The following is an 18461-nucleotide window of genomic DNA, read 5'->3' as shown; positions in this document are numbered from 1 at the left end:
CTCGAAACGGAGACCCAAACGTCGAGCAGCCGACGACGGACCCCCGGGAGAGCCGCGGAGGTACGGTCGACCGGGGACGAGCTCAGTCCCGTAGCGCGTCCACGGGGTGTTCGTTCGCCGCCCGCCACGCGGGGTAGAGCCCGGAGACGAGCGCCACGAGCACCCCGAACCCGAACGCGAGCACGAGGTAGGTGCCGTTCGAGGGGTCGAGCACCACGTCGAACTCGACGCGGGTGAAGTAGCCGAGCGCGAGGGCGGCGAGCCCCGAGAGCACGGCCCCGACGAGCCCGCCGAGGACGCCCAGCAGGACGGACTCGACGACCAGCGTCCGGAGGACGTCTTCGCGCTGGACGCCCACCGCTCGAAGGACGCCGATCTCCCCGCGGCGCTCGCGGGTGCTCATCAGCATGACGTTGAAGATGGCGACGCCGGCGACGACGAGCGACACCGCGCCGAGGGCGATCAGGAACCCGTTCAGCAGCGCGAAGAACTCGCGTATCCGGTCGAGGACGCTCCCGAGTTCGAACACCGACACCCGGTTCTCGCGGACGTTGAGCCGCTCGCGGACCGTCCGGGCGACGAACCGGGCGTCCTCGCCCGAGTCCGCCTGGACGACGACCTGGTTGTACCCCTCCTGGACGAACTCCTCCTCGGGGAGGACGACCGCGCTGTCGGGCTGGATGGGCGAGATGGCGTCGTTCTCGGCCAGGACCGCGACGACGCGGTAACGGTTGCCCTCGATCTCGACCGCCGAGCCGACGGAGAGGTCGAGCGCCGCCGCCGTCTCGTTTCCGACGATAGCGCCCTGTCGGTGCCGCCGCGGGAGGTCACCGTTCCCCGCCTCGAACAGCGCCGACGGGTCGGAGAGGCCGTAGAGCTGGGCGAACGTCCGGGCGCTGTTCCCCGAGACGACCGCGCCGCTCGCCTTCAGCGGGACGGCCTCGCCGCGACCCTCCGCGATCCGCTCGACCGCCGTGACGTCCCGCGGCGAGAGCGTCTCCGCGCCCGTGTCCTGAGCGGGCGAGACGATGACCTGGTTGCCGATGCCGCCGAGCTCCTGGGTCGCCGACAGCGCGAGGACGTTCCCGAAGATTCCGAGGGTGGCGATGGCGAGGACCCCGATGACGATGCCGAGCGCCGCCAGCGCGGAGCGGAGCCGGTTGCGCTCCAGGTTCCGCAGGGCCATCAGGACCGACGGGAACCGCTCCAGGACCATCACCAGGGCACCCTCGTTTCGGGTCGAGACGGGATTCGTGGAGACGTTCCGTGTGGGGCGTCCGGGGGGATCGACCTGCCCGTCGGTCCCACTGGCGCGCGCTGGGCGCGCTCTCGTGCGCGCCCCAAAGATGTGCGAGGGACGAGGGAGTGAGGCGAAGCCGAACGACCGAGTCGGCTGGGGAGGCGAGTGGCCGACGGTGGCCGATCGACCGAGGTTCCTGGCGGACTTCTGAAGGGCGAGGGAACCCCGGGAAGGCGGACGACCCAAGCACTGGAGCGAGCGACTGGAAGGAGCGAGCGAAGCGCGCAGCGAGTCCCCCGATCGGAGTTCCCGAGGGCTTCGGGGATGCTCGTGTTTCGATCCGCTATTGGACAGGGAACGAGAGACACCCCCGCCCTTCGATTCCACCAGGGACTCCCCTCACCGAACACACTACCCACCACCCAACACCCCATCCACCAGCTCGACCTCCCGATCGGCATAATCGGCCACCAGCGGGTCGTGCGTAACGGTCACCACCGCCACGCCCTCCTCGTCGCAGATCCGTCGGAACTCCGAGAGGACGCTCCGTCCGGTCTCCTGATCGAGGTTGCCCGTCGGCTCGTCGGCGAGCAGAACCGCGGGCTCGTTGACGAGCGACCGGGCGATGGCGACGCGCTGTTTCTGTCCTCCCGAGAGCTGTCCGGGCGTGTGGTCGAGGCGGTCGCCCAGTCCCACGCGTTCGAGAAGCCGCTCGGCGCGGGCGGTGGCGTCGCGGTCGCGGTCGTAGACGGTGGGGAGGGTGACGTTCTCCGTCGCGGTGAGCGAGTCGATGAGGTAGAACGACTGGAAGACGAATCCCACGTAGCGCTTCCGCGCGTCGGTCCGCTCGCGGTCGGTGAACGTCGTGACGTCCCGCCCGTCGAGGAGCACCTCGCCGCTCGTGGGGACGTCGAGCAGCCCCAGCACGTTGAGCATCGTCGACTTCCCCGAACCGGAGGGACCGACCACGGAGACGAACTCGCCGCGCTCGATGCGGAAGTCGATCCCCTTCAGCGCTCGGACGACCTCCACCCCCGAGTCGTACTCCTTGACGACGTCGCGGAGTTCGAGCGGCGGGGCCTCGCAGGTCTCGCCGGATGGCTCCCCTTCGGCCGGCCCCTCCCGGAGCGCCGTCATCGTCCCGTGCGCCGCCGGACGAGGTAGACCGCCGGAACGATCAGTGCGAGGCCGAGCGTCACGCCCGCGGCAGTGCCCACGGCCCCGGTCGGGAACAGCGAGGCCGACCCGCCCGCGCCGCCATCGGGGGCCAGCGACGGGTCGTAGGGGAGTGTGACGTTCTCGGTGACCGTCTCCCCGCCGGTCCGGTAGGTCAGGCCGACGGGTATCGCGGAGGCGTTCTCGACGTCGACCTCGGCGGTGAGTTCGAACGGCGCGAACTCGCTGGCCTCGACGGTCCCGACGAAGTAGTCGCGCTGGGGGTAGGCCGGCGAGACGTGTTCGTTCGCTCCCACGGAGACCACGACGCCGCCCACCTCGCCGTCGCCGACGTTGCCGGCGTTGCCCGTCACGACCAGCCGACCGTCGTCGGCGAACGAGAGGTCGACGTCGGTCACCCGGAGTTCTCCGGCGGGCGGCCGGTAGTCGAACGACCCTATAGCGGAGCCGTTCGTCCCACTGATCTCGTAGCGGGCGACGGCCTCGACGGTCGCCGCGTCGACGCCGTCGAGCGAGACGGTCACCGTGCTCGACTCGCCGGGCGCGAGCGTCCCGACGAACCGGCGGGGGAGCGTCCGGTTGCCGGTTCGGGGAACGACCACGGCGTCCTCGATCGGCGCGTTCCCGAAGTTCGTCACCTCGACGGCGAGGGCGTCGCCGGCCTCCTCCCCGCCGCCCTGACCCTGGAGCGTGCTCCCGCCGCCACCCCCTGCGGCCCCCGCCGCGCCGGCGAGGCCGAGGAGCCCGGTCAGCGCGTCGGCGTTCGGGCCCGCGCCCGCGGCCCCCTGCTCCTCCTCCGGCGCTCTGCGGACGGCGACGCCCACGTCCTCCCGTAGCGGTTCGGCCTCGAACCCGTGGACGAGACTGGTCGTGTCGCGTGCCCCCGTCGAGGTGGTGTAGGCGAGCGTCGCGTTCAGCGCCCCTTCGCCGACCGGCGGGCTGACGGTGAGGTTGACGATCTGACTCTCGCCGGGATCGAGGCTCGGGACGGTCGCGCGGGTGTCGGTGCCGCTCACGCCCTCGCCCGAGACGGTCAGTTCGAGGTTCCGGCGGGGGGTGGTCGAGGGGTTCGAGACGACCACGGCGGCGCGGTTCTCGGCGTCCGCGACCGGATCGGTGAACTCGAGGTCGAGCTGGGGCGGCGACTCCTCGATCACGACCGTCAGCGGCCGGCGCACGGTCACCTCCTCGCCGTCGGCGTCCTCGGCGACGACCTCGACGGAGAGCGAGCGCTCGCCGGGGGACGCGAACGTCGTCACGAGGTCGACGGTGAGCGAGTCGCCCGGGGAGAGCGAACCGGGCGCTCCCGCCCGGGCGCGGACGTTCCCCCCGTTGACGAGTTCGACGGACTCGATGCTCACCGCGGAGCTACTCCCGGCCGAGTTCCCGACCGTCGCGGTGACGGTGACGGGTTCGCCCGCCACGGGCCGGTCGGGGGCGACGCTCAGCCCGGAGACGGTGAGCCGGGCGTCGGGGACGGCCGCGAGCGCGACCGCCGGGGTGACCGCCGAGAGGACGAGCGCAACCGCGAGGAGGACCACTGGAGAGCGTCGCATTCGGATGGCCCGACTAGTCGGCCGGGACGGATATACCTTCTCTCGGCGGCGAGCGAGGGCGGCGTGGCCCATCGGCTTCCCGAAGGGGGGACGGTGAGGACGGCGGGACAGGCGTCGCCGTTCGTCGGTGTGGGTGGAGGGTTCGGACGGGTGATCGCCGGGGGCGACAGAGACGGAGCGAATCGGTCACATGAGCACGCGCGTCCGGCAACCAGAAGCCCTTCCCGGAGACCATGGCTACGGCAACCCGGTCGGCAAAAGCTTGGAATACCTTGACATGGTCGTATAGATATGAACGGAGGGGAATCGGAGGTCCCCGCTCAGGCACTGGAGGATGTTGCCTACCTCACTCGATCCGCGAACCGAGTGAAAATCCTCGGAGCCCTCACTGACCGCTCCGCCAGCAGACGAGAGTTAGCCGAGATCACGGGCACATCGCGTACGACGCTCGACCGGATCGTGAACGAACTCGAGGACCGGGGGTGGGCCGAACGCACTCCCGATGGTACATACACAGCTACACCGGAGGGAACTCGGCTCCAGCGACAGTTCCGGCCGTTCCTCGAATCCGTCGTCGCCGTACGGAACCTCGGTAAAACAGTCGAATGGCTCCCCACGGAGGAACTGACCATCGGTCTCGAGCACTTCGCGGATGCCATCGTCCAGCGGCCGGAGGGGGACGATCCCGTCGAAACTATCGATCTGATGGTCGAGATGGTCGAGGAGGCTACACGACACCGTGCGTTCACACATCTCGTGCCCCCGGAGCCGCTGTCGGAAGCTATTCTCGAGGGAGTCGAGTCCGGCCGATTGACGGCCGAGGGTGTGCTCACCACTGGCAGTCTCGATTTCCTCCGGGAAACTCCGAGACGCCGAGGTCGATGGGCGTCGATCGTCGAGGCCGGGGCGGGCCTCTACCAGTACGACGGGGAGATCCCCTGCAATCTCTGGATCATGGACGAGAACGTCCTGATCAAGAAGAGCCGGCCCGAGCCGTTCGCGGAGGCCTACGGCGTTCCCATTATCAGTCGGGACGAGGACGTCCGTTCCTGGGCCAACCAGCTTATAGACACCTACCGGGCAGAGGCTACGCGACTCGAACCAGGGTACTTCGCCGAGTCCGCACCGTGACCCGAGTGTCCGCCGGGGGTCAGCCAGGATCACGTCGTGCGTGCCCACACCGCGAGTATACACCCAACGGGTAGGGGGATAGCGATCGTGCCCGAACTCTCACGTGTCGTTCGCTCACCGCCCCGTGATCGGATCTCGGGCCCAAAGGGTGGACGAACGCGAACCCAGCAATGACCAAGATCATCAGTGAACGCATGACGGCAGAGCTCGGAGAAGAGTTCGTGGTCTTCCGAATCGGCATGCGCATCAACTCGCTCTGGAAACTCCATCAGTGGCTTCCCGTGTTTCGTGCCATGCCACGGATGCTCGACGAGCTCGACGCGGACTCGGAACGGGGCCTCCTCGCGTGGGACCTCAAACCCGGATTTCGGGTCCAGGAAGTCGTCCAGTACTGGCGCTCGTTCGAGGACCTCCGTGAGTACGCCCTCGACGGGGATGCCGAACACGCCCCTGCGATGCGGTGGGCGAACGAGTTACTGGACGAGACCGACGCCGTCGGGATCTGGCACGAGACGTACGTAATTTCGAGCGGGGAGTACGAAACGGTCTACGAGAACACCCCGCCGATAGGGTTAGCGAAGGCCGGGGAGCTCCGCCCGGCGACCGACCAGCGTAGAACCGCCGCGGGGAGACTCGGTGTGACGAAGGGAGGTGAAATCGAAGCGGATGGTGTTCGGAGTGCGGCCGCAGAGCGATCGTGACTGAGCTCGGGGGCCTGGTTCGCTGGCCGACGTATCCATCCACTCGTTACAACGTAAACCGGATACGCCCTCGGAATCGGTCAGCGCGATCCCGAGCGGTCGAGAGGACGTCGCGTTAGAACGTCCGGGGAGTCCGCGAATCACCATCAGTCCAGCGCCTCGGGGTCGACCTCCGTCGCCTCGCGGTCGAGGTCCTGGCCCTCGTCGGGTTCCTCGATCACTTCGAGCCCGCGGTTGTTGACCGCGTGGGGGTCGAGCCCGATCTCCTGGAGGAACTGCTTGTAGAGGCGTTCGGCGGTCTCGGCGTCCTTCTGCCGGTCGCTGGCGTGGTCACAGAGCGCCGCGAGGTCGTGATCCTCCGGGGTCTCGTTCTGGTAGATGATCCAGTGGTTCACCAGATCGGAGAGCCGGCGGATGGGCGAGGTGAAGTGGCCGTAGATCTCGAAGTTGAGCGCGTGGTGGCCGCCGAACGGGTCGTTCATGTACTTCGCCCGGGGCATCACCTTCATCACGGCCCACTGGATCTTGTTGAGCTGTCTGCCGGGGGCCTGCTCCAGGGTGGCGTTGACCGCCTTGCGGGGGTCGTCCCAGGAGTCGGCGGGGATCGAGACGCCGTCGAGTTCCTGTATCTCCTGGAGCGCCTTGTCCCACTCGTCGGGGGAGGGCTGGGGGTGGACGCGGAACATCGCCTCGAGCCCGCGAACCCACTGGAGTTCGTGGGTGACGGCCTTGTTCGCCTTCAGCATGCACTCCTCGATGATGGTGTGGGCCCGATCGCGCTTGGGATTGAGAACGAGCGAGCCGTCGTCCTTGCGCTGCTCGTGGAGCGACTCCGCGAGTTCGAACGCCAGCGAGAGCTCATCGTGGAGGTCGGCGTCGGGCTCGTCGAGCCGGCGCTCGGCCTCGCTGTAGGTGAGCCGCTCGTCGGAGTGGATGACGCTCTTGTAGATGTCTATCTCCTCGTAGGAGAGCGTCTCCGGATCGATCAGCATCTCGACGGTGTGGGCGAGGCGGTCCTCGTTCGGGACGAGCGAACACGCGGTCTCGGCGAGCACCGGCGGGAGCATGTGGACCGTGTACCCCGGCAGGTAGACCGTGCTCCCGCGCTCGACGGCCTCCTGCCACATGGTCGAGCCGGGGTGGACGTAGTGGGTGACGTCGGCGATGTGCACCCAGAGGTGGTAGCGGCCGTCCTCCTCCTTCTCGATGGAGATCGCGTCGTCGAAGTCCTGGGCGTCCGCCGGGTCGATGGTGCAGGCGGTGAGGTCGCGGTGGTCGGTGCGGTAGTCCTCGTCGAGTTCCTCGGTGATCTCGGCCTGGATGTCCGTCGTGCGCTCCTCGGCCTCGCGGCGCACCTCGCTCGGGAAGCCGTCCCGGATCTCGAACTCCTCGAACAGCTCCTCGCGCTTGTTGGCGAGATGTCGGGCCAGCTCCTCGTCGATCCGCACGGGACCCTGGCCCTCCGCGGTCCCCGCGTAGGCCTGTTCGTCGCGCTCGTCGCTCATGGACTGGCTTGGGTGGATGCGCTTGAATAGTTGTTGGGGAGAGCGAGGGCGCAGCGACCGAAGGGAGCGAGCCGCGAGCAGCGAGCCCCCGGTATCGATCGGGGAAACGGAACGATCCGCAAGGTGTGGGTGGCGCGAACGAAGGGAGCGCCACCTGGTGGCGAACGGGGAGTGGAGCGACCCGCGAGCCACGGGACCGAAGCGAACGAGGCCCCATCGTGACGAACGGCGACCGCAGGGAACCGTTAGCAGCGAGGGTCGAGCGAAAGCGTTGGTGGGTGAGCGTAGCGAATCCACCTGAGAGAGACCCTCGTTATCGAGCGGGAGAAGCCCGCGAGATGCGGGCGGGCCCGAGCGAAGCGAGGGACCGCCGTTGTGAGCGGGGACCGAGAGCGTTCCGACCACGCGAACGGAAGCAGAACGATCAGCGAGCGAAACGACCCGCGAGCCGCGGGGCCGCAGCGAGCGAAGCGAGGGAGACCCCGTCATGGCGAACGGAGGCAAGTCTCCGGTAGGGTGAACGGCGGCCGAGAGGGGAGCAGGGACCGCGAGACGTTGGCTCTCGGACGAGATGTCGAGACGGACGCCACGAGCGGCAGGAGAGCTTGGGGCCGAGTATCAGCGCTCGTTTCGCTCGTCGCGTTCGGTCGGCGGGTCGGTCTCGGCGCTCGCGCCCTCGTCGAGGAGAGCGGCGAACTCCGCGAGGAAGCCGTCCCGGGACTGCTCGCCCGCGCCGGACGCCACGAGGAGGTCCTCGAGTCCGCGCCGTGGCTGGTGGCAGAGCCCCCGGTAGCAGGGTTTACAGAGGTACTCGAACTCCTTGTCCCGCCGGTCGTAGCGGTCGCCGAACTTGTCGTACTCGCGCGCGTCCGACCGCGGGAGATCGAGGCCGCACGCGACGCAGGTGACCTCGCGGTGACCCCGGCGGTCACGCCTGCCCAACATACGCGTCCAGTTCGAGCCCCCCGACTTAGAGCTTTGTGCTCGGACCCCCACGAACGCGCTCCAGTCACCGGCGGCGGACCGCTCGGCCGAGTGACGGACGATTTATCCGGTCGCCACCCCCAGGCGGAGGTATGAACGTCAAGTCCCGACACCACCTCCGCGGCGACGAGATCGACGAGATCCGCGACGCCGTCCGCGAGGGGCTCGGCGTCGAGATCGAGGGCGACGCCTTCGAGGACGTCGAGTTCACCGACTCCGAGGAGCGAGTCGTTCTCGTCGACGGCGAGCCGCTCGTCGCGTTCTTCGACGACGAGCCGTTCCTCACCGTCCGGGGAGCCAACGAGTTCCCCCCGGAGCGCCGCGTGGTGACCGTCGACGCCGGTGCGGTCTCGTTCGTCTCCGACGGCGCGAACGTGATGCGCCCGGGTATCGTCGAGGCCGACGACGCCATCGGACCCGGCGACCTCGTCTGTATCGCCGAGGAGACCCACGGGAAGGTGCTCGCGGTGGGTCGTGCGGACGTCGACGGTTCGGAGATGGCCGGCGACTCGGGGAAGGTCGTCACGTCGCTCCACCACGTCGGCGACGAGCTCTACGAGTTCTCCGTCTGAGCCCCGGAGCCGCGGCGCACCGGGCGGTGAGGTCGGGCGCTCCCGCCGCGTACGTGCGTCTGACGTAAGAACTATGCCCGCACCGGACGCCTCCGTAGGTATGGGTCTCATGAGCAAACTCCTCGGGGGGGGCCAGGGGAGGACCGACGACTACGTGGAACTGGACGTGGACGACTTCGACGCGGCGGCGGTCGAGACCGGGACCACGGTCCACATCGCGACCATCGGCGACAAGAGCGACGTCATCCCCATCAAGGACGCCGTCTACGACGGGAGCGTCGTCATCGCGGACATCACCCGACACTCGACGAGCGACCGGACGATGGAGCACATCAGCGACGAGCTCAAGCAGGTCGCCCGCGAGGTCGGCGGCGACATCGTCCAGAAGGACGACGACCAGATCATCATCACGCCGGGCGGCGTGAAGGTCTCCCGGAAGAAACTCGGGTAGTCGACTCCCCCCCGAGTAAGGGGACAGATCCGGAACGGCGGTCGACACCGTTCCCGCGGGCTCCAGCGGTCGGCAGTCCTCGTCGTCCCGGTGGACCCGTGAAGCGCCGGACGGTAGCGTCTCGCCAGGTGAGCGCGCTGCCCGGACGAACCCCCCTCCCGAGCGGGACCGCCCCGGACGGACCGACCGGGGTGGGCGAAACCCATACCACCTCGCGTGGACTACCGTGCTCGTATGTACCGCGCCATCCTGCCGAACGGCCAGCTCGAGGCCGAGACGTACGAACACGTCGAGAACGGCGTCGAACTGTACGACGAGGACGACGAGATGCTGGCGTTCGTCCCGTACGCGAACCTCGAAGCGCTGCTGACCGAGTCGGCCTACGAACGCGAGGATCCCGACGTGATGTGAGAACGAGCGGCGGGTAGCGGTCGGAACGCCTGGACCGACCTCCGGGGAAGAGCCGGGTGTCGGCTCATACGGATTGTTGTAGTCTTTTACCGGCGATCACGGACCCCGTTCGAGTGGTCGCCGGTAAATCGCCACGACGATCCGTATCAGACGTTGTCCGGGGCGTCGGCGTCGTCCTCGACGGAGCGCTTCATCGACTCGCGGCGGGACTTCGCGTCCCGACCGGTGCACTCGAGGAGGAACTCGTTCTTCGCCGTGTTGGCGTCGCCGGCGGCGTCGACGTCGCCGGCCTCCATCAGTTCCTCCAGGCTCCGTTCGTGGAAGTCCACCGCGAGTTTGTCCTTCTTGCCGCTGTAGGAGACGGCTCCGGCGACGACCTTCTCGAAGACGGGGTTCTTCGGCTCGCCGACCACGTAGAGGTCGCTCCCCTTGAACTCCTCGGTGCCCGTGATGGGGCCGAAGTAGTCCTCGATGGTCGCCTCCAGATCCGGAACTCGATCCTCCAGATACTCACCCCGGCGCATCTTGTACTCCTCCATGTTCGCGGCGTTCACAGAGGAGGGGTTTACCCATTTCGGCTGTGCCGGATCCCCCCGAACGACCGTGTGAGACCGCGCCCGCCCGGGGATACCCGGGGATAGCCGTCACTGGTCGCCCGATTCGAGGTAGCCGGCCTGGCACTCGGGACAGGCGTCGCCGGCACGGAACGAGGAGTCGGCGCTCACCTCGTGGCCGCAGTTCGGGCACCTGAGCGACCCCGCGGGGACGGTAAAGGAGGACTCGGCGACGGGTTCGACGTCCGGGTCCGACTCGGCCGCCGCGTCCGGGTCCCGCTCGCGCTCGTCCAGCGTGTCGGGCTCCCACGGCTCGCTCCCGTCGGGCTCGTCGGGCCACTGGCCGGGAGCCCGTTCGGAGTTCGACTCGGGCGCGTCGAGTATCTCGGCGTCGTCGGCAGCACCCTCGGTCTCGCTCTCGTTCCCGGCAGAATCCGTCTCGTCCCCGTCGAACGCCCCGCTTCGGGCGGCCATCCCGCCGATGCCGCCACCCCCCTCGCCCGGCGCGTCACCGGCGTCGTTCGGGACGTCGGCGTCCTCGGCGACGTCCTCGCCGCCGCCGAGCGACCCCTCCGTCTCGGTGATGAACTCGACGTCCTCCTCGGACGGGTCGGCCGTCGTATCCGCATCCGTCTCCGCCGGTGGCTCGGACGCCCCGCCGGACCCGGTCGGAGCCTCCGGGTCACCGCCGGGGTCGGCCTCGTCCCCGGCCAGCGCCGAGTGGAGGTCGTCGGATTCGGCGTCCCCTTCCGCGGTGGCGGGTCCATCGGTGTCGTCGGCCGCCGCTCCGTCGGGGACGGCCCCCCCTGGCTCGGACGCGGCGGTTCCCGGTCCCGCGTTCTCCCCCGCTTCGAGGCCGACCTCGTCGGCGTCGACGACCGAGACGACCTCCTTGTTCTCGGAGACGACGCGCTCGGTGCCACACCGGCTACACCGCTCGACCTGCGCGACGACGGTGATGACCTCGTTACCGGATCCCCGCTCGCGGCGGTCGCGACGGACCTCGGTCTCGTCGAAGGTATGCCCGAGGATGGAACACCTGAGACCCATTTGGGGAACGTCACCGCGTTCGGCGTATAAAACTGCCGGGCCGGACGCCCCGATACCCACCGACGGGCCACCACGGACCGCCCCGGACCGCCGAGGACCGACGTCCGAAAGTGGCGTTCCGTCGTCAACCGTTATTACGTCGCCCGGAGAACACGCGGCCATGCAGGCCAAGCGGGAGTACCGCGACCGCGACGGGACGCAGGTCGCGGTGCTCGACGCGCTCGTCGATCGCCACGAGGAGGGGATGACGGTCTTCGAGCTGCGGTCGCACACCGACGTCGACATCGACGGGATCGAGGAGGCGCTGGCGGAGCTCAAGTCGGCGGGCCTCATCGAGGTCGAGATGGAGTCGGGGACCACGCGGATCTACCCCGACGGACGGGTCGTCCCCGACCCGAGCGAGGAGCCCGAGGAGGAGTCCTGGCTGGAGCGGATGCTCGACCGCCTCCCGTTCTGATACGGTCGTGCGTAACGATTTACCGTCGATCAACCCCACCGGAGTCGGTCATCGCCGGCAAAAGACTACGCACGACCGTATGAGTCACGGAGCGACTCGCGGTCCGCGCCCGGACCGCGCACCGTTTTACGTTCCGGCACCGTACCCCGACCGATGACAGTCGCCGCGGCACACGACGACCTCGGGGCCGAGTTCGTCGAGTACGACGGTCGCCGGGTGGTCGAGCACTACGGCCGGCCGGACAGCGCCCACCGCGCGGTCCGCAACGGCGTCGGCGTGATCGAGATGGGCTACGGCGTCGTCGAGGTGACCGGCTCCGACCGGGTCGAGTACGTCGACAACGTCGTCTCGAACCGCGTTCCCGCCGAGGACGGCGAGGGGTGTTACGCGCTCCTGCTCGACCCCCAGGGGAAGGTCCGCGCGGACCTGTACGTCTACAACGCGGCCGAGCGCCTGCTGCTGTTCACGCCGCCGTCGATGGCCGGCGAGATCGCCGAAGAGTGGGCCGAACGCACGTTCATCCAGGACGTCGAGATCCGGGAGGCGTCGACCGACTTCGGGGTGTTCGGCGTCCACGGTCCCAAGTCGACCGAGAAGATCGCCAGTGTGCTCAATCACGCGGGCGCACCGGAGCCCCCCCTGTCGTTCGTCCGCGGTTCGATGGCCGACGAGGGCGTCACGGTGATCGCCACCGACGCCCCCGCGGGGGAGGAGGGCTACGAGGTGATCTGTGCCGCCGACGCCGCCGGCGAGGTGTTCAACACCCTCCTGACGAGGGGGCTGAACGCCGCGCCGTTCGGCCACCGGACGTGGCACTCGCTCACCCTCGAAGCCGGGACGCCGCTGTTCGACAGCGAGCTCCAGGATCGGATACCGAACGTCTTCGGGCTGGGGAACGCCGTCGACTACGAGAAGGGCTGTTTCGTCGGCCAGGAGGTCGTCTCCCGGGTCGAGAACCGGGGCCAACCCTCCCGCCGAGTGGTCGGTCTCGAACCCGCGACGGTACCGGAGGCCGGTGCCGAGGTGAGCGTCGACGACGAGGCGGTGGGCGAGGTGACCCGCGGCGGCGAGAGCCCGTCGCTCTCTCGCCCCGTTGCGCTCGCGCTCGTCGACTTCGATCTCGACGCCGAGACGGTCGAGGTGGACGGGGAGGAGGCGGGGATCGTGGCCCTCCCGTTCGTCGAGGGCTCGGCCCGCTCGGGTCGGGTGCCGAGTTACTGACGGCTTCTCGGCGTTTGCCTGGAGCGATCACTGGTTACGAATCCGGAGGACTCGGACCGAGAAGGGCCGGCGCTGCAGGAAGCACGGCGAAGCGAGAGCCCGGGGGTTTCGAGGTATCCGGCAGCATCGCCACGCCGTCCCACGTCCGGATCTCGTTCGTACGGAGCGTCGTCGCACTACCGAAGGAACGCGCGCAACTGCTCGCGGGAGAACAGCGTCGAGGGGCGGTCCATGTGGACGCCGATCTCCCCCGAGAACGCCCGAAGACCGAGCCGTTTCACGGGGCGCGGGAGCGAGTAAGCCCGGCGGACGAGGTGGCCGAGCGCGACGTCCCGCGCTAGCTCCTCGCGCCAGCCCCGCTCGTACGCGTCGAGCGTCGCCGGGGCACGGGGGTCGACCGTGCGGGCGGCGACGTCGGCCGCGCGCATTCCGTAGAGGATGCCGCCGCCGGTGAACGGTTTGGTCTGACCGGCCGCGTCCCCCACCAGGAACGAGCGCCGGCCGGTGACGGTGTCGGGAGGCCCGACGGGGATGAATCCCGAGCACCGCTCGTCGATTTCGGCCCCGTAGCCGGCGCAGAGGTCGTCGAACCGACCGGGGGCGTCGTCGCCGGGCCGGACTGCGAGGCCGTACTCGACGCCGGCCTCTCCACGAGGAATGCGCCACGCGAAGAACCCCGGGACCGTGAGGTGGACGTCGACGAAGTCCTCGTGATCGGCACCCGGGTCGAACCCGAGGACGCCGTGGAGGAACTCGTCGGGGTCGGGGAGGCCCAGTTCGTCCCGGACCCGCGACCGGGGGCCGTCCGCGCCGACGACCATCCGCGCCTCGAACCGCTCGACACCGTCGGGGCCGCGAGCGGTCACGTCCACCCGGTCGGACCGTTCCTCGACGGTCGTGACCGTGTGGCCGTCGCGGACGTCCGCGCCGGCGTCACTCGCCGCCCGCGCGAGCGTCCGGTCGAGTTCCACCCGGTCGATGGCGTTCGAGACGGGCGTCTCCTTGTAGAACGGGTAGGCGCGGCTCCCCGGGCCGTCGAGGTGGAACCGCGCCCCGAATATCTCGTTCTGAAGCAGCCTCTCGCGGGCCTCCTCGGGGACGTACTCCCAGACGTCGAGCGAGACGTGGCCCGAACAGGCGAGCGGACGGCCGATCTCGCCCTGCTCGAGGACGAGCACGTCCCGGCCGCGCTCGGCCGCCGACCGCGCGAACCGCGACCCGGCCGGACCGGCACCCACGACGACGAAATCCCGCATTGGAGGGACGTGGGGTCTCGCGGACAAGTATCTTCCCAGTTCCCCGTTCGTCGAGCGCGGAAGTCGGTCGAACTCAGTCGACGACGAGTCCGCGCGGCGGCGACCGGGAGAACCGGTCGAGCCACGCGTCGCCGAGGTCGACCTCGTCCCAGGTCTCGCCCGCGTCGACCGAGCGAAAGAGTCCCTCGCTATTCAGCGCGTAGAACTCGCTCACTCCGCCGGAATCGATCACCGCCCGCAGGACGCCCTCGCCGGTCGGGAGACCACCCGAGATCCGCTCCCACGGACCCTCGTCGGTCCGTCGGTAGCAGTACGACTCGGCGCTGTCCGACCGGTGGGCACGGTAGGCACCGCTCGCGGCGGACATCACCCGGACCTCGGGATCGGCGGGATCGACCGCCACCGACCAGCAGTAGCGGTGGTCGAGCCCCTCCATCGCCTCGTGCCACGTCTCGCCGCCGTCGGTCGACTCCGCGTAGCCGTCGCCGGCCGCGGAGTACACCCGCTCGGGGGCGTCGGGGTGGGTGGCGAGCGTGTGGTTGTCCCGGCGGCTTCCGGGGGGGCGCTCGTGCCACTCGACGTCCTCGGGGTCGGTGACGCCCGTCGCGAGGACGAGCGCGCCGGCCTCGATGCCGACGTACAGCCGATCGGGATCGGCCGGGGCCGGTTCGAGCCAGCGGACGTGGTGGGTGTGGGGTCGCGGCGGGAACGACCACTCCCCCGCCGAGGGGAGGTCCGTCAGCCCGGGGAGTTCGGTCCACGTCCGCCCGTCGTCGGTCGATCGGTAGACCGAACTCGGCTCGGTCCCCGCCCAGCACGTTCCATCGAAACCGACGGCCAGGGAAGTGACGCGCGCCTCCGCGATACCGTCGACGGGCGCGAACCTGTCGTCGCCGGCTTCGCGGTCATCGCCACTCTCGTTGTCGTGAGGACGCCGTACGAGGCCGTTTTCGACGGTGCCGACGAGCAGCGACTCCGGCGTGGTCGCCAGGCACTCGACGTCGAACTCGCCGTCCGCGAGGATCCGGGCGTCGCCGTCGTCGACCCGAACCACGGCGTCGTCGATCCCGAAGTGTACGGTCGTCATGGAAACGTGTAGCACGGGAACGGTGAAAACGGCACCGTCACGGCGCGGATTTCGGGCTCGGAACGCGGCGGTCGATCCGACGGCGAGCGTAACACGCCTCGTTTCGGCCGCCGCAGCGGTACTCGTCTCCCGAGAATCGCCGGAGGGAGCCGTTCGGTTCCCACCTACTACCGGCGGAGACGCCTGAGAATTGCGACGATAACGGCTAGACCGACGATCAGCGCCGCGACCGTCTTCCCGTCCCGAAGCCGATCTCCTCCAGGGAGCGGGCCATCGTCCTCCCCCGTCGACGGCTGGCTGGCCCGGGGCGGGGCGTCCAGGGAATCGGCTTCCCCGGCCGCTTCGTCCATCGGATCCTCGTACGCCTCCTCGGTCGGTCCGGCCGAGGTGCTCGTCGCCCCCTCCCCGTCCGCGGAATCCTCACTTCCGTCCTCACTCCCACCTTCGTCTTCGTCTTCATCTTCGTCCCCGTCCGATCCCTCTGCTCCGCCCTCGGCCGATCCGCCGGTCGCCCCCTCGTCCGTGGAACTCCCCTCCGACGGGGGCGGGCTGGCACGGGGCGGGGTGGACGGGGAGGCGACCTCCCCGGACGCCTCCTCCATCGGATCCTCGTACGCCTCCTCGGTGGGACCCGGCGAGCCGTCGTCCTCGTCCTCTTCGTTTTCTTCGTCTTCCTCGTCCGTGGCGGCGTCCCCCGAGGATTCGTCGGCCGTCCCGTCCTCCGACTGATCGCCGTCCCCCTCGTCGGGAGTCTCCCCGGTTCCCGTCTCGGCCTCCGCGTCGACGTCAGCCTCTCCCGACTCGCCGGTGTCTTCCGACTCCGTCTCCTCGGAGGGCTCCGGCTCCTCACTCTCCGACGAACCACCGTCCGATACCTCGGTGACGACGTTCTCGGCCGACTCGCCGTCGTCCGACGAGTCGTCGCTGGACGCCTCGTCCGTCCCGTCGTCGTCCGTCCCCGTATCGGACGGGTCCTCACCCTCATGGCCTTCGTCCTCGGCGTCCGGCGAGCTATCGCCCGACGGCTCCCCCTCGTCGTTCGTCCCCTCGCCGTCCGACGATCCCTCCTCCTCGCCCGATCCTTCCTCGCCTGATGACCCGTCGTCCGAATCTTCGTCGCCCGACGGCTCCGTGTCCTCGTCGTCCGCCGAACCCGTCTGGTCGTCGGAGCCTTCCGCCTCGTTTTCCTCCGTTCCTTCCTCCTCGTCCTCCGCTTCGGAGTCGGCGTCGGCCTCCGGATCCGGTTCGTCGACCCGGCCGGGCACGACCCACCGCGCGTCGGTCCCGACTTCGATCTCCTCTACGTGACCCTCCTCTTCGAGCGCTTCGAGCCGGGTTCTGACCTCGCTGCGTTCGAGGTCGAGTTCCTCCGCGACGTCGCTGGCCAGGTGCTTTGGCCGGTCGGCCGTCCGGAGGAACTCGAGGATCCGCTCCCCGGTCTCGTCGTCCACATCCGCCGGCTCCACGCCGTCCCCCTCGTCCGATTCCGTATCCTCCTCGTCGACGTTCTCGTCGGCGTCCGCCTCGGGGTCGCCGCGGTCGGACGGTTCGCCCTCCTCTCCGCTGACCATCCCCTCGGGGGAGTGCGTCTCGGGCTCGTCCTCGTCGCCGAAGTCCGCGTCGTCGTCGACCTGGGGGCGACCCTCGTCGTCCCGCTGGGCCTCCTCCTCGACGTCGGCGTCCTCGTCCTCCATGTCGGCATCGGTGTCCTCGTCTCCCGCTCCTTCGCCCTGGTCGGTGTCCTCGCTCCCCGCTTCGGCGTCGGTGCTATCGCCCTCCGCGTCGGGATCGGCGTCCTCGTCCCCTTCAGACCCTTCCTCGCTCTCGGCCGTCTCCTCCGCGTCGGCCTCCGCGGTGCTCGCCTCCGCCTCGTCGGCGGTCCGGTCGTCGGCCTCCTCCTGTGCCTCGATCTCCTCCTCGGCGTCCGGGCTCCCCTCGCCGTCCCCATCGTCCGCGTCCTCCGAACCCGCTTCGTCCTCGTCGACCCGGCTCGGAACGGCCCACCGGGTGGTCGACCCGTCGTCGATCCGGACGAGGCGGTCCTCGGCGGTGAGCGCTTCGAGCCGTGACTCGACCCGATCCTGGGGGAGGTCGAGCCGATCCGAGACGGTCGTCGCGGTGAGTCGGGGGTTCTCGAACTCCTCGAGGAGGTCGACGATCCGCTCGTCGACCTCGCCGTCGGATGCTCCCTCGTCGTTCGACATAGGCGAGGCTAGTTCTGTTAGACACATACGTCTTCACCCGGCACATTCGGGTCCGAGCAGTCGACCCCGGACCCCGAGCGGCCTCCGCGTCCCGACCGCTGGCCGTCGGTACAGGCCCGACTCGGGCGGCGAGCGACACAGAAAAGGCGTCTCCCGGGGCGAGCGGCGTCGGAGTCGGGGAGGGACTGGAAGGACGGTCGGGTCGTGTCCGTCCGTCGACCGTGGCACGCTGAATCGTACGAACTCGGGAGTCGAGGAGGTCGCTCTCGAACGTTGCGAGCGTTCTCGAATCGAGGAGGAGTCGAGCTACGCCTCGAATTCGGGGTCCTCGCGCACGGGGCCGTCGTCGGGGATGGTCACCTCGATACGGGTGACGTCGGGCCCGCCCGCGAGGTCGACGAGCGACCCGATCGGTACCCACCCCGAGACGGTGCCGCCACCGTGGGCGTGTTCGACGTCACCCCCGACCGCCTCGATGTGTCGTTCGAGGTCGTCCGTGTCGACGAACCCCTCCGGTCCCGGCTCGCGGTCCAGCGAGACGAGCACGTTCACCCGACCGTCCCGTTCGGGGTTCGGGGCACCCGTCGGCGGGGCTCCCGTCTCGGCGTACGACCGGGCGACCGGACCGAACTCGACGCCGTCCGGGAGCCCGGGGCCACCGTCCGGAACGGTCGCCGTCCCCGGCTCCTCGGCTCCCCCGGTCCCGTCGCGATCCGCAGGGAACAGGCGTCGGAGCGGGTCGAGTAATCCCATGACTTTCGAAAACGCATCCCCGAATAAAAGCCTCTCGCCGGGGTCAGATGCCGAAACGACCCAAAAACGGTCCCGGAGTAAACGGGCCTCGCGGGGGGCGAACGCGTCAGGGGACCGGCCCGGTCGCCGGTCCGGTCTCATACGGTCGTGCG

At 69.4% G+C, this 18461-nt stretch carries 18 protein-coding genes; 7 read left to right on the top strand and 11 right to left on the bottom strand.

Features of this window, described 5'->3' with window-relative positions:
- Positions 1–82: 82 nt before the first annotated feature.
- The 3 genes from WDJ58_RS04520 to WDJ58_RS04510 all read right to left on the bottom strand — a co-directional run bounded on the left by WDJ58_RS04520 (position 83) and on the right by WDJ58_RS04510 (position 3972).
- The gene (locus WDJ58_RS04520; RefSeq protein ID WP_338916436.1) at positions 83–1216 is read right to left on the bottom strand and encodes an ABC transporter permease; all 1134 of its coding nucleotides are present in this window, start codon (positions 1214–1216) and stop codon (positions 83–85) included.
- 435 nt (positions 1217–1651) lie between these two features.
- Positions 1652–2377, bottom strand: coding sequence for an ABC transporter ATP-binding protein (locus WDJ58_RS04515; protein WP_338916435.1), 726 nt, complete (start codon positions 2375–2377; stop codon positions 1652–1654).
- Positions 2374–3972: a hypothetical protein gene (locus tag WDJ58_RS04510; RefSeq protein ID WP_338916434.1), complete on the bottom strand. Its 1599-nt coding sequence runs from the start codon at positions 3970–3972 to the stop codon at positions 2374–2376. The genes WDJ58_RS04515 and WDJ58_RS04510 overlap by 4 nt, the downstream gene beginning before the upstream one ends.
- 291 nt (positions 3973–4263) lie before the next feature.
- On the opposite strand from WDJ58_RS04510, the gene WDJ58_RS04505 reads away from it, so the two are divergent.
- Together WDJ58_RS04505 and WDJ58_RS04500 are read left to right on the top strand one after the other, a co-directional pair.
- Positions 4264–5103 (top strand): helix-turn-helix transcriptional regulator, encoded by an 840-nt coding sequence (locus tag WDJ58_RS04505; RefSeq protein ID WP_338916433.1) that lies wholly within the window; start codon positions 4264–4266, stop codon positions 5101–5103.
- Positions 5104–5273: 170 nt separating this feature from the next.
- Positions 5274–5804, top strand: coding sequence for a DUF4188 domain-containing protein (locus tag WDJ58_RS04500; protein WP_338916432.1), 531 nt, complete (start codon positions 5274–5276; stop codon positions 5802–5804).
- 146 nt (positions 5805–5950) lie between these two features.
- Here the strand turns inward: WDJ58_RS04500 and WDJ58_RS04495 are convergent, their stop codons facing one another.
- Together WDJ58_RS04495 and WDJ58_RS04490 are read right to left on the bottom strand one after the other, a co-directional pair.
- Positions 5951–7309 (bottom strand): ribonuclease R family protein, encoded by a 1359-nt coding sequence (locus WDJ58_RS04495; RefSeq protein WP_338916431.1) that lies wholly within the window; start codon positions 7307–7309, stop codon positions 5951–5953.
- 618 nt (positions 7310–7927) lie between these two features.
- Entirely contained in the window at positions 7928–8254 is a 327-nt protein-coding gene (locus WDJ58_RS04490) for a DUF7562 family protein (RefSeq protein WP_338916430.1), read from the bottom strand.
- Positions 8255–8385: 131 nt separating this feature from the next.
- Between WDJ58_RS04490 and WDJ58_RS04485 the strand changes: the two genes are divergently transcribed.
- The 3 genes from WDJ58_RS04485 to WDJ58_RS04475 all read left to right on the top strand — a co-directional run bounded on the left by WDJ58_RS04485 (position 8386) and on the right by WDJ58_RS04475 (position 9727).
- The gene (locus WDJ58_RS04485) at positions 8386–8865 is read left to right on the top strand and encodes an RNA-binding protein (protein ID WP_338916429.1); all 480 of its coding nucleotides are present in this window, start codon (positions 8386–8388) and stop codon (positions 8863–8865) included.
- 100 nt (positions 8866–8965) lie between these two features.
- Positions 8966–9316 carry a cell division protein SepF gene (sepF, locus tag WDJ58_RS04480; RefSeq protein ID WP_338916428.1) on the top strand — a complete coding sequence of 117 codons (351 nt, stop codon included), beginning with the start codon at positions 8966–8968 and terminating at the stop codon, positions 9314–9316.
- Positions 9317–9550: 234 nt separating this feature from the next.
- Positions 9551–9727, top strand: a complete 177-nt coding sequence (locus tag WDJ58_RS04475; RefSeq protein WP_338916427.1) for a hypothetical protein — start codon at positions 9551–9553, stop codon at positions 9725–9727.
- Between the two features lie 146 nt (positions 9728–9873).
- Here the strand turns inward: WDJ58_RS04475 and WDJ58_RS04470 are convergent, their stop codons facing one another.
- Both WDJ58_RS04470 and WDJ58_RS04465 read right to left on the bottom strand, forming a co-directional pair.
- A complete protein-coding gene (locus tag WDJ58_RS04470) occupies positions 9874–10266 on the bottom strand; it encodes a DUF5611 family protein (RefSeq protein ID WP_338916426.1) in 393 nt (130 codons plus the stop codon).
- 105 nt (positions 10267–10371) lie between these two features.
- A complete protein-coding gene (locus tag WDJ58_RS04465) occupies positions 10372–11331 on the bottom strand; it encodes a DUF7093 family protein (protein ID WP_338916425.1) in 960 nt (319 codons plus the stop codon).
- Positions 11332–11491: 160 nt separating this feature from the next.
- Here WDJ58_RS04465 and WDJ58_RS04460 point away from each other — a divergent pair, with 160 nt between their 5' ends.
- Both WDJ58_RS04460 and WDJ58_RS04455 read left to right on the top strand, forming a co-directional pair.
- Positions 11492–11788: a DUF6432 family protein gene (locus WDJ58_RS04460; RefSeq protein WP_338916424.1), complete on the top strand. Its 297-nt coding sequence runs from the start codon at positions 11492–11494 to the stop codon at positions 11786–11788.
- 153 nt (positions 11789–11941) lie between these two features.
- Positions 11942–13009: an aminomethyltransferase family protein gene (locus WDJ58_RS04455; protein ID WP_338916423.1), complete on the top strand. Its 1068-nt coding sequence runs from the start codon at positions 11942–11944 to the stop codon at positions 13007–13009.
- Positions 13010–13185: 176 nt separating this feature from the next.
- On the opposite strand, the gene WDJ58_RS04450 is transcribed toward WDJ58_RS04455, so the two are convergent.
- The 4 genes from WDJ58_RS04450 to WDJ58_RS04435 form a co-directional block, all read right to left on the bottom strand.
- Entirely contained in the window at positions 13186–14265 is a 1080-nt protein-coding gene (locus WDJ58_RS04450) for a geranylgeranyl reductase family protein (RefSeq protein WP_338916422.1), read from the bottom strand.
- 73 nt (positions 14266–14338) lie between these two features.
- Positions 14339–15352, bottom strand: a complete 1014-nt coding sequence (locus WDJ58_RS04445) for a WD40/YVTN/BNR-like repeat-containing protein (RefSeq protein ID WP_338916421.1) — start codon at positions 15350–15352, stop codon at positions 14339–14341.
- A 167-nt stretch (positions 15353–15519) separates the two neighbouring features.
- The gene (locus WDJ58_RS04440; RefSeq protein ID WP_338916420.1) at positions 15520–17556 is read right to left on the bottom strand and encodes a hypothetical protein; all 2037 of its coding nucleotides are present in this window, start codon (positions 17554–17556) and stop codon (positions 15520–15522) included.
- Positions 17557–17862: 306 nt separating this feature from the next.
- A complete protein-coding gene (locus WDJ58_RS04435; protein ID WP_338916419.1) occupies positions 17863–18309 on the bottom strand; it encodes a hypothetical protein in 447 nt (148 codons plus the stop codon).
- Positions 18310–18461: the final 152 nt, after the last annotated feature.

Origin of the sequence: Salinirubellus litoreus, assembly GCF_037335815.1 — an archaeon.
Classification (GTDB): domain Archaea; phylum Halobacteriota; class Halobacteria; order Halobacteriales; family Haloarculaceae; genus Salinirubellus; species Salinirubellus litoreus.
This window is presented reverse-complemented; position numbering and strand designations above follow the sequence as displayed.

Bases quoted from the DNA above. Each gene is read 5' to 3' on its own strand.
- WDJ58_RS04475 (WP_338916427.1), top strand. From the start codon at position 9,551: ATGTACCGCGCCATCCTGCCGAACGGCCAGCTCGAGGCCGAGACGTAC.
- WDJ58_RS04505 (WP_338916433.1), top strand. From the start codon at position 4,264: ATGAACGGAGGGGAATCGGAGGTCCCCGCTCAGGCACTGGAGGATGTT.
- WDJ58_RS04470 (WP_338916426.1), bottom strand. From the start codon at position 10,266: ATGGAGGAGTACAAGATGCGCCGGGGTGAGTATCTGGAGGATCGAGTT.
- WDJ58_RS04440 (WP_338916420.1), bottom strand. From the start codon at position 17,556: ATGTCGAACGACGAGGGAGCATCCGACGGCGAGGTCGACGAGCGGATC.
- WDJ58_RS04445 (WP_338916421.1), bottom strand. From the start codon at position 15,352: ATGACGACCGTACACTTCGGGATCGACGACGCCGTGGTTCGGGTCGAC.
- WDJ58_RS04495 (WP_338916431.1), bottom strand. From the start codon at position 7,309: ATGAGCGACGAGCGCGACGAACAGGCCTACGCGGGGACCGCGGAGGGC.
- WDJ58_RS04510 (WP_338916434.1), bottom strand. From the start codon at position 3,972: ATGCGACGCTCTCCAGTGGTCCTCCTCGCGGTTGCGCTCGTCCTCTCG.
- WDJ58_RS04490 (WP_338916430.1), bottom strand. From the start codon at position 8,254: ATGTTGGGCAGGCGTGACCGCCGGGGTCACCGCGAGGTCACCTGCGTC.
- WDJ58_RS04435 (WP_338916419.1), bottom strand. From the start codon at position 18,309: ATGGGATTACTCGACCCGCTCCGACGCCTGTTCCCTGCGGATCGCGAC.
- WDJ58_RS04465 (WP_338916425.1), bottom strand. From the start codon at position 11,331: ATGGGTCTCAGGTGTTCCATCCTCGGGCATACCTTCGACGAGACCGAG.
- WDJ58_RS04455 (WP_338916423.1), top strand. From the start codon at position 11,942: ATGACAGTCGCCGCGGCACACGACGACCTCGGGGCCGAGTTCGTCGAG.
- WDJ58_RS04500 (WP_338916432.1), top strand. From the start codon at position 5,274: ATGACCAAGATCATCAGTGAACGCATGACGGCAGAGCTCGGAGAAGAG.
- sepF (WP_338916428.1), top strand. From the start codon at position 8,966: ATGGGTCTCATGAGCAAACTCCTCGGGGGGGGCCAGGGGAGGACCGAC.
- WDJ58_RS04450 (WP_338916422.1), bottom strand. From the start codon at position 14,265: ATGCGGGATTTCGTCGTCGTGGGTGCCGGTCCGGCCGGGTCGCGGTTC.
- WDJ58_RS04460 (WP_338916424.1), top strand. From the start codon at position 11,492: ATGCAGGCCAAGCGGGAGTACCGCGACCGCGACGGGACGCAGGTCGCG.
- WDJ58_RS04515 (WP_338916435.1), bottom strand. From the start codon at position 2,377: ATGACGGCGCTCCGGGAGGGGCCGGCCGAAGGGGAGCCATCCGGCGAG.
- WDJ58_RS04520 (WP_338916436.1), bottom strand. From the start codon at position 1,216: ATGGTCCTGGAGCGGTTCCCGTCGGTCCTGATGGCCCTGCGGAACCTG.
- WDJ58_RS04485 (WP_338916429.1), top strand. From the start codon at position 8,386: ATGAACGTCAAGTCCCGACACCACCTCCGCGGCGACGAGATCGACGAG.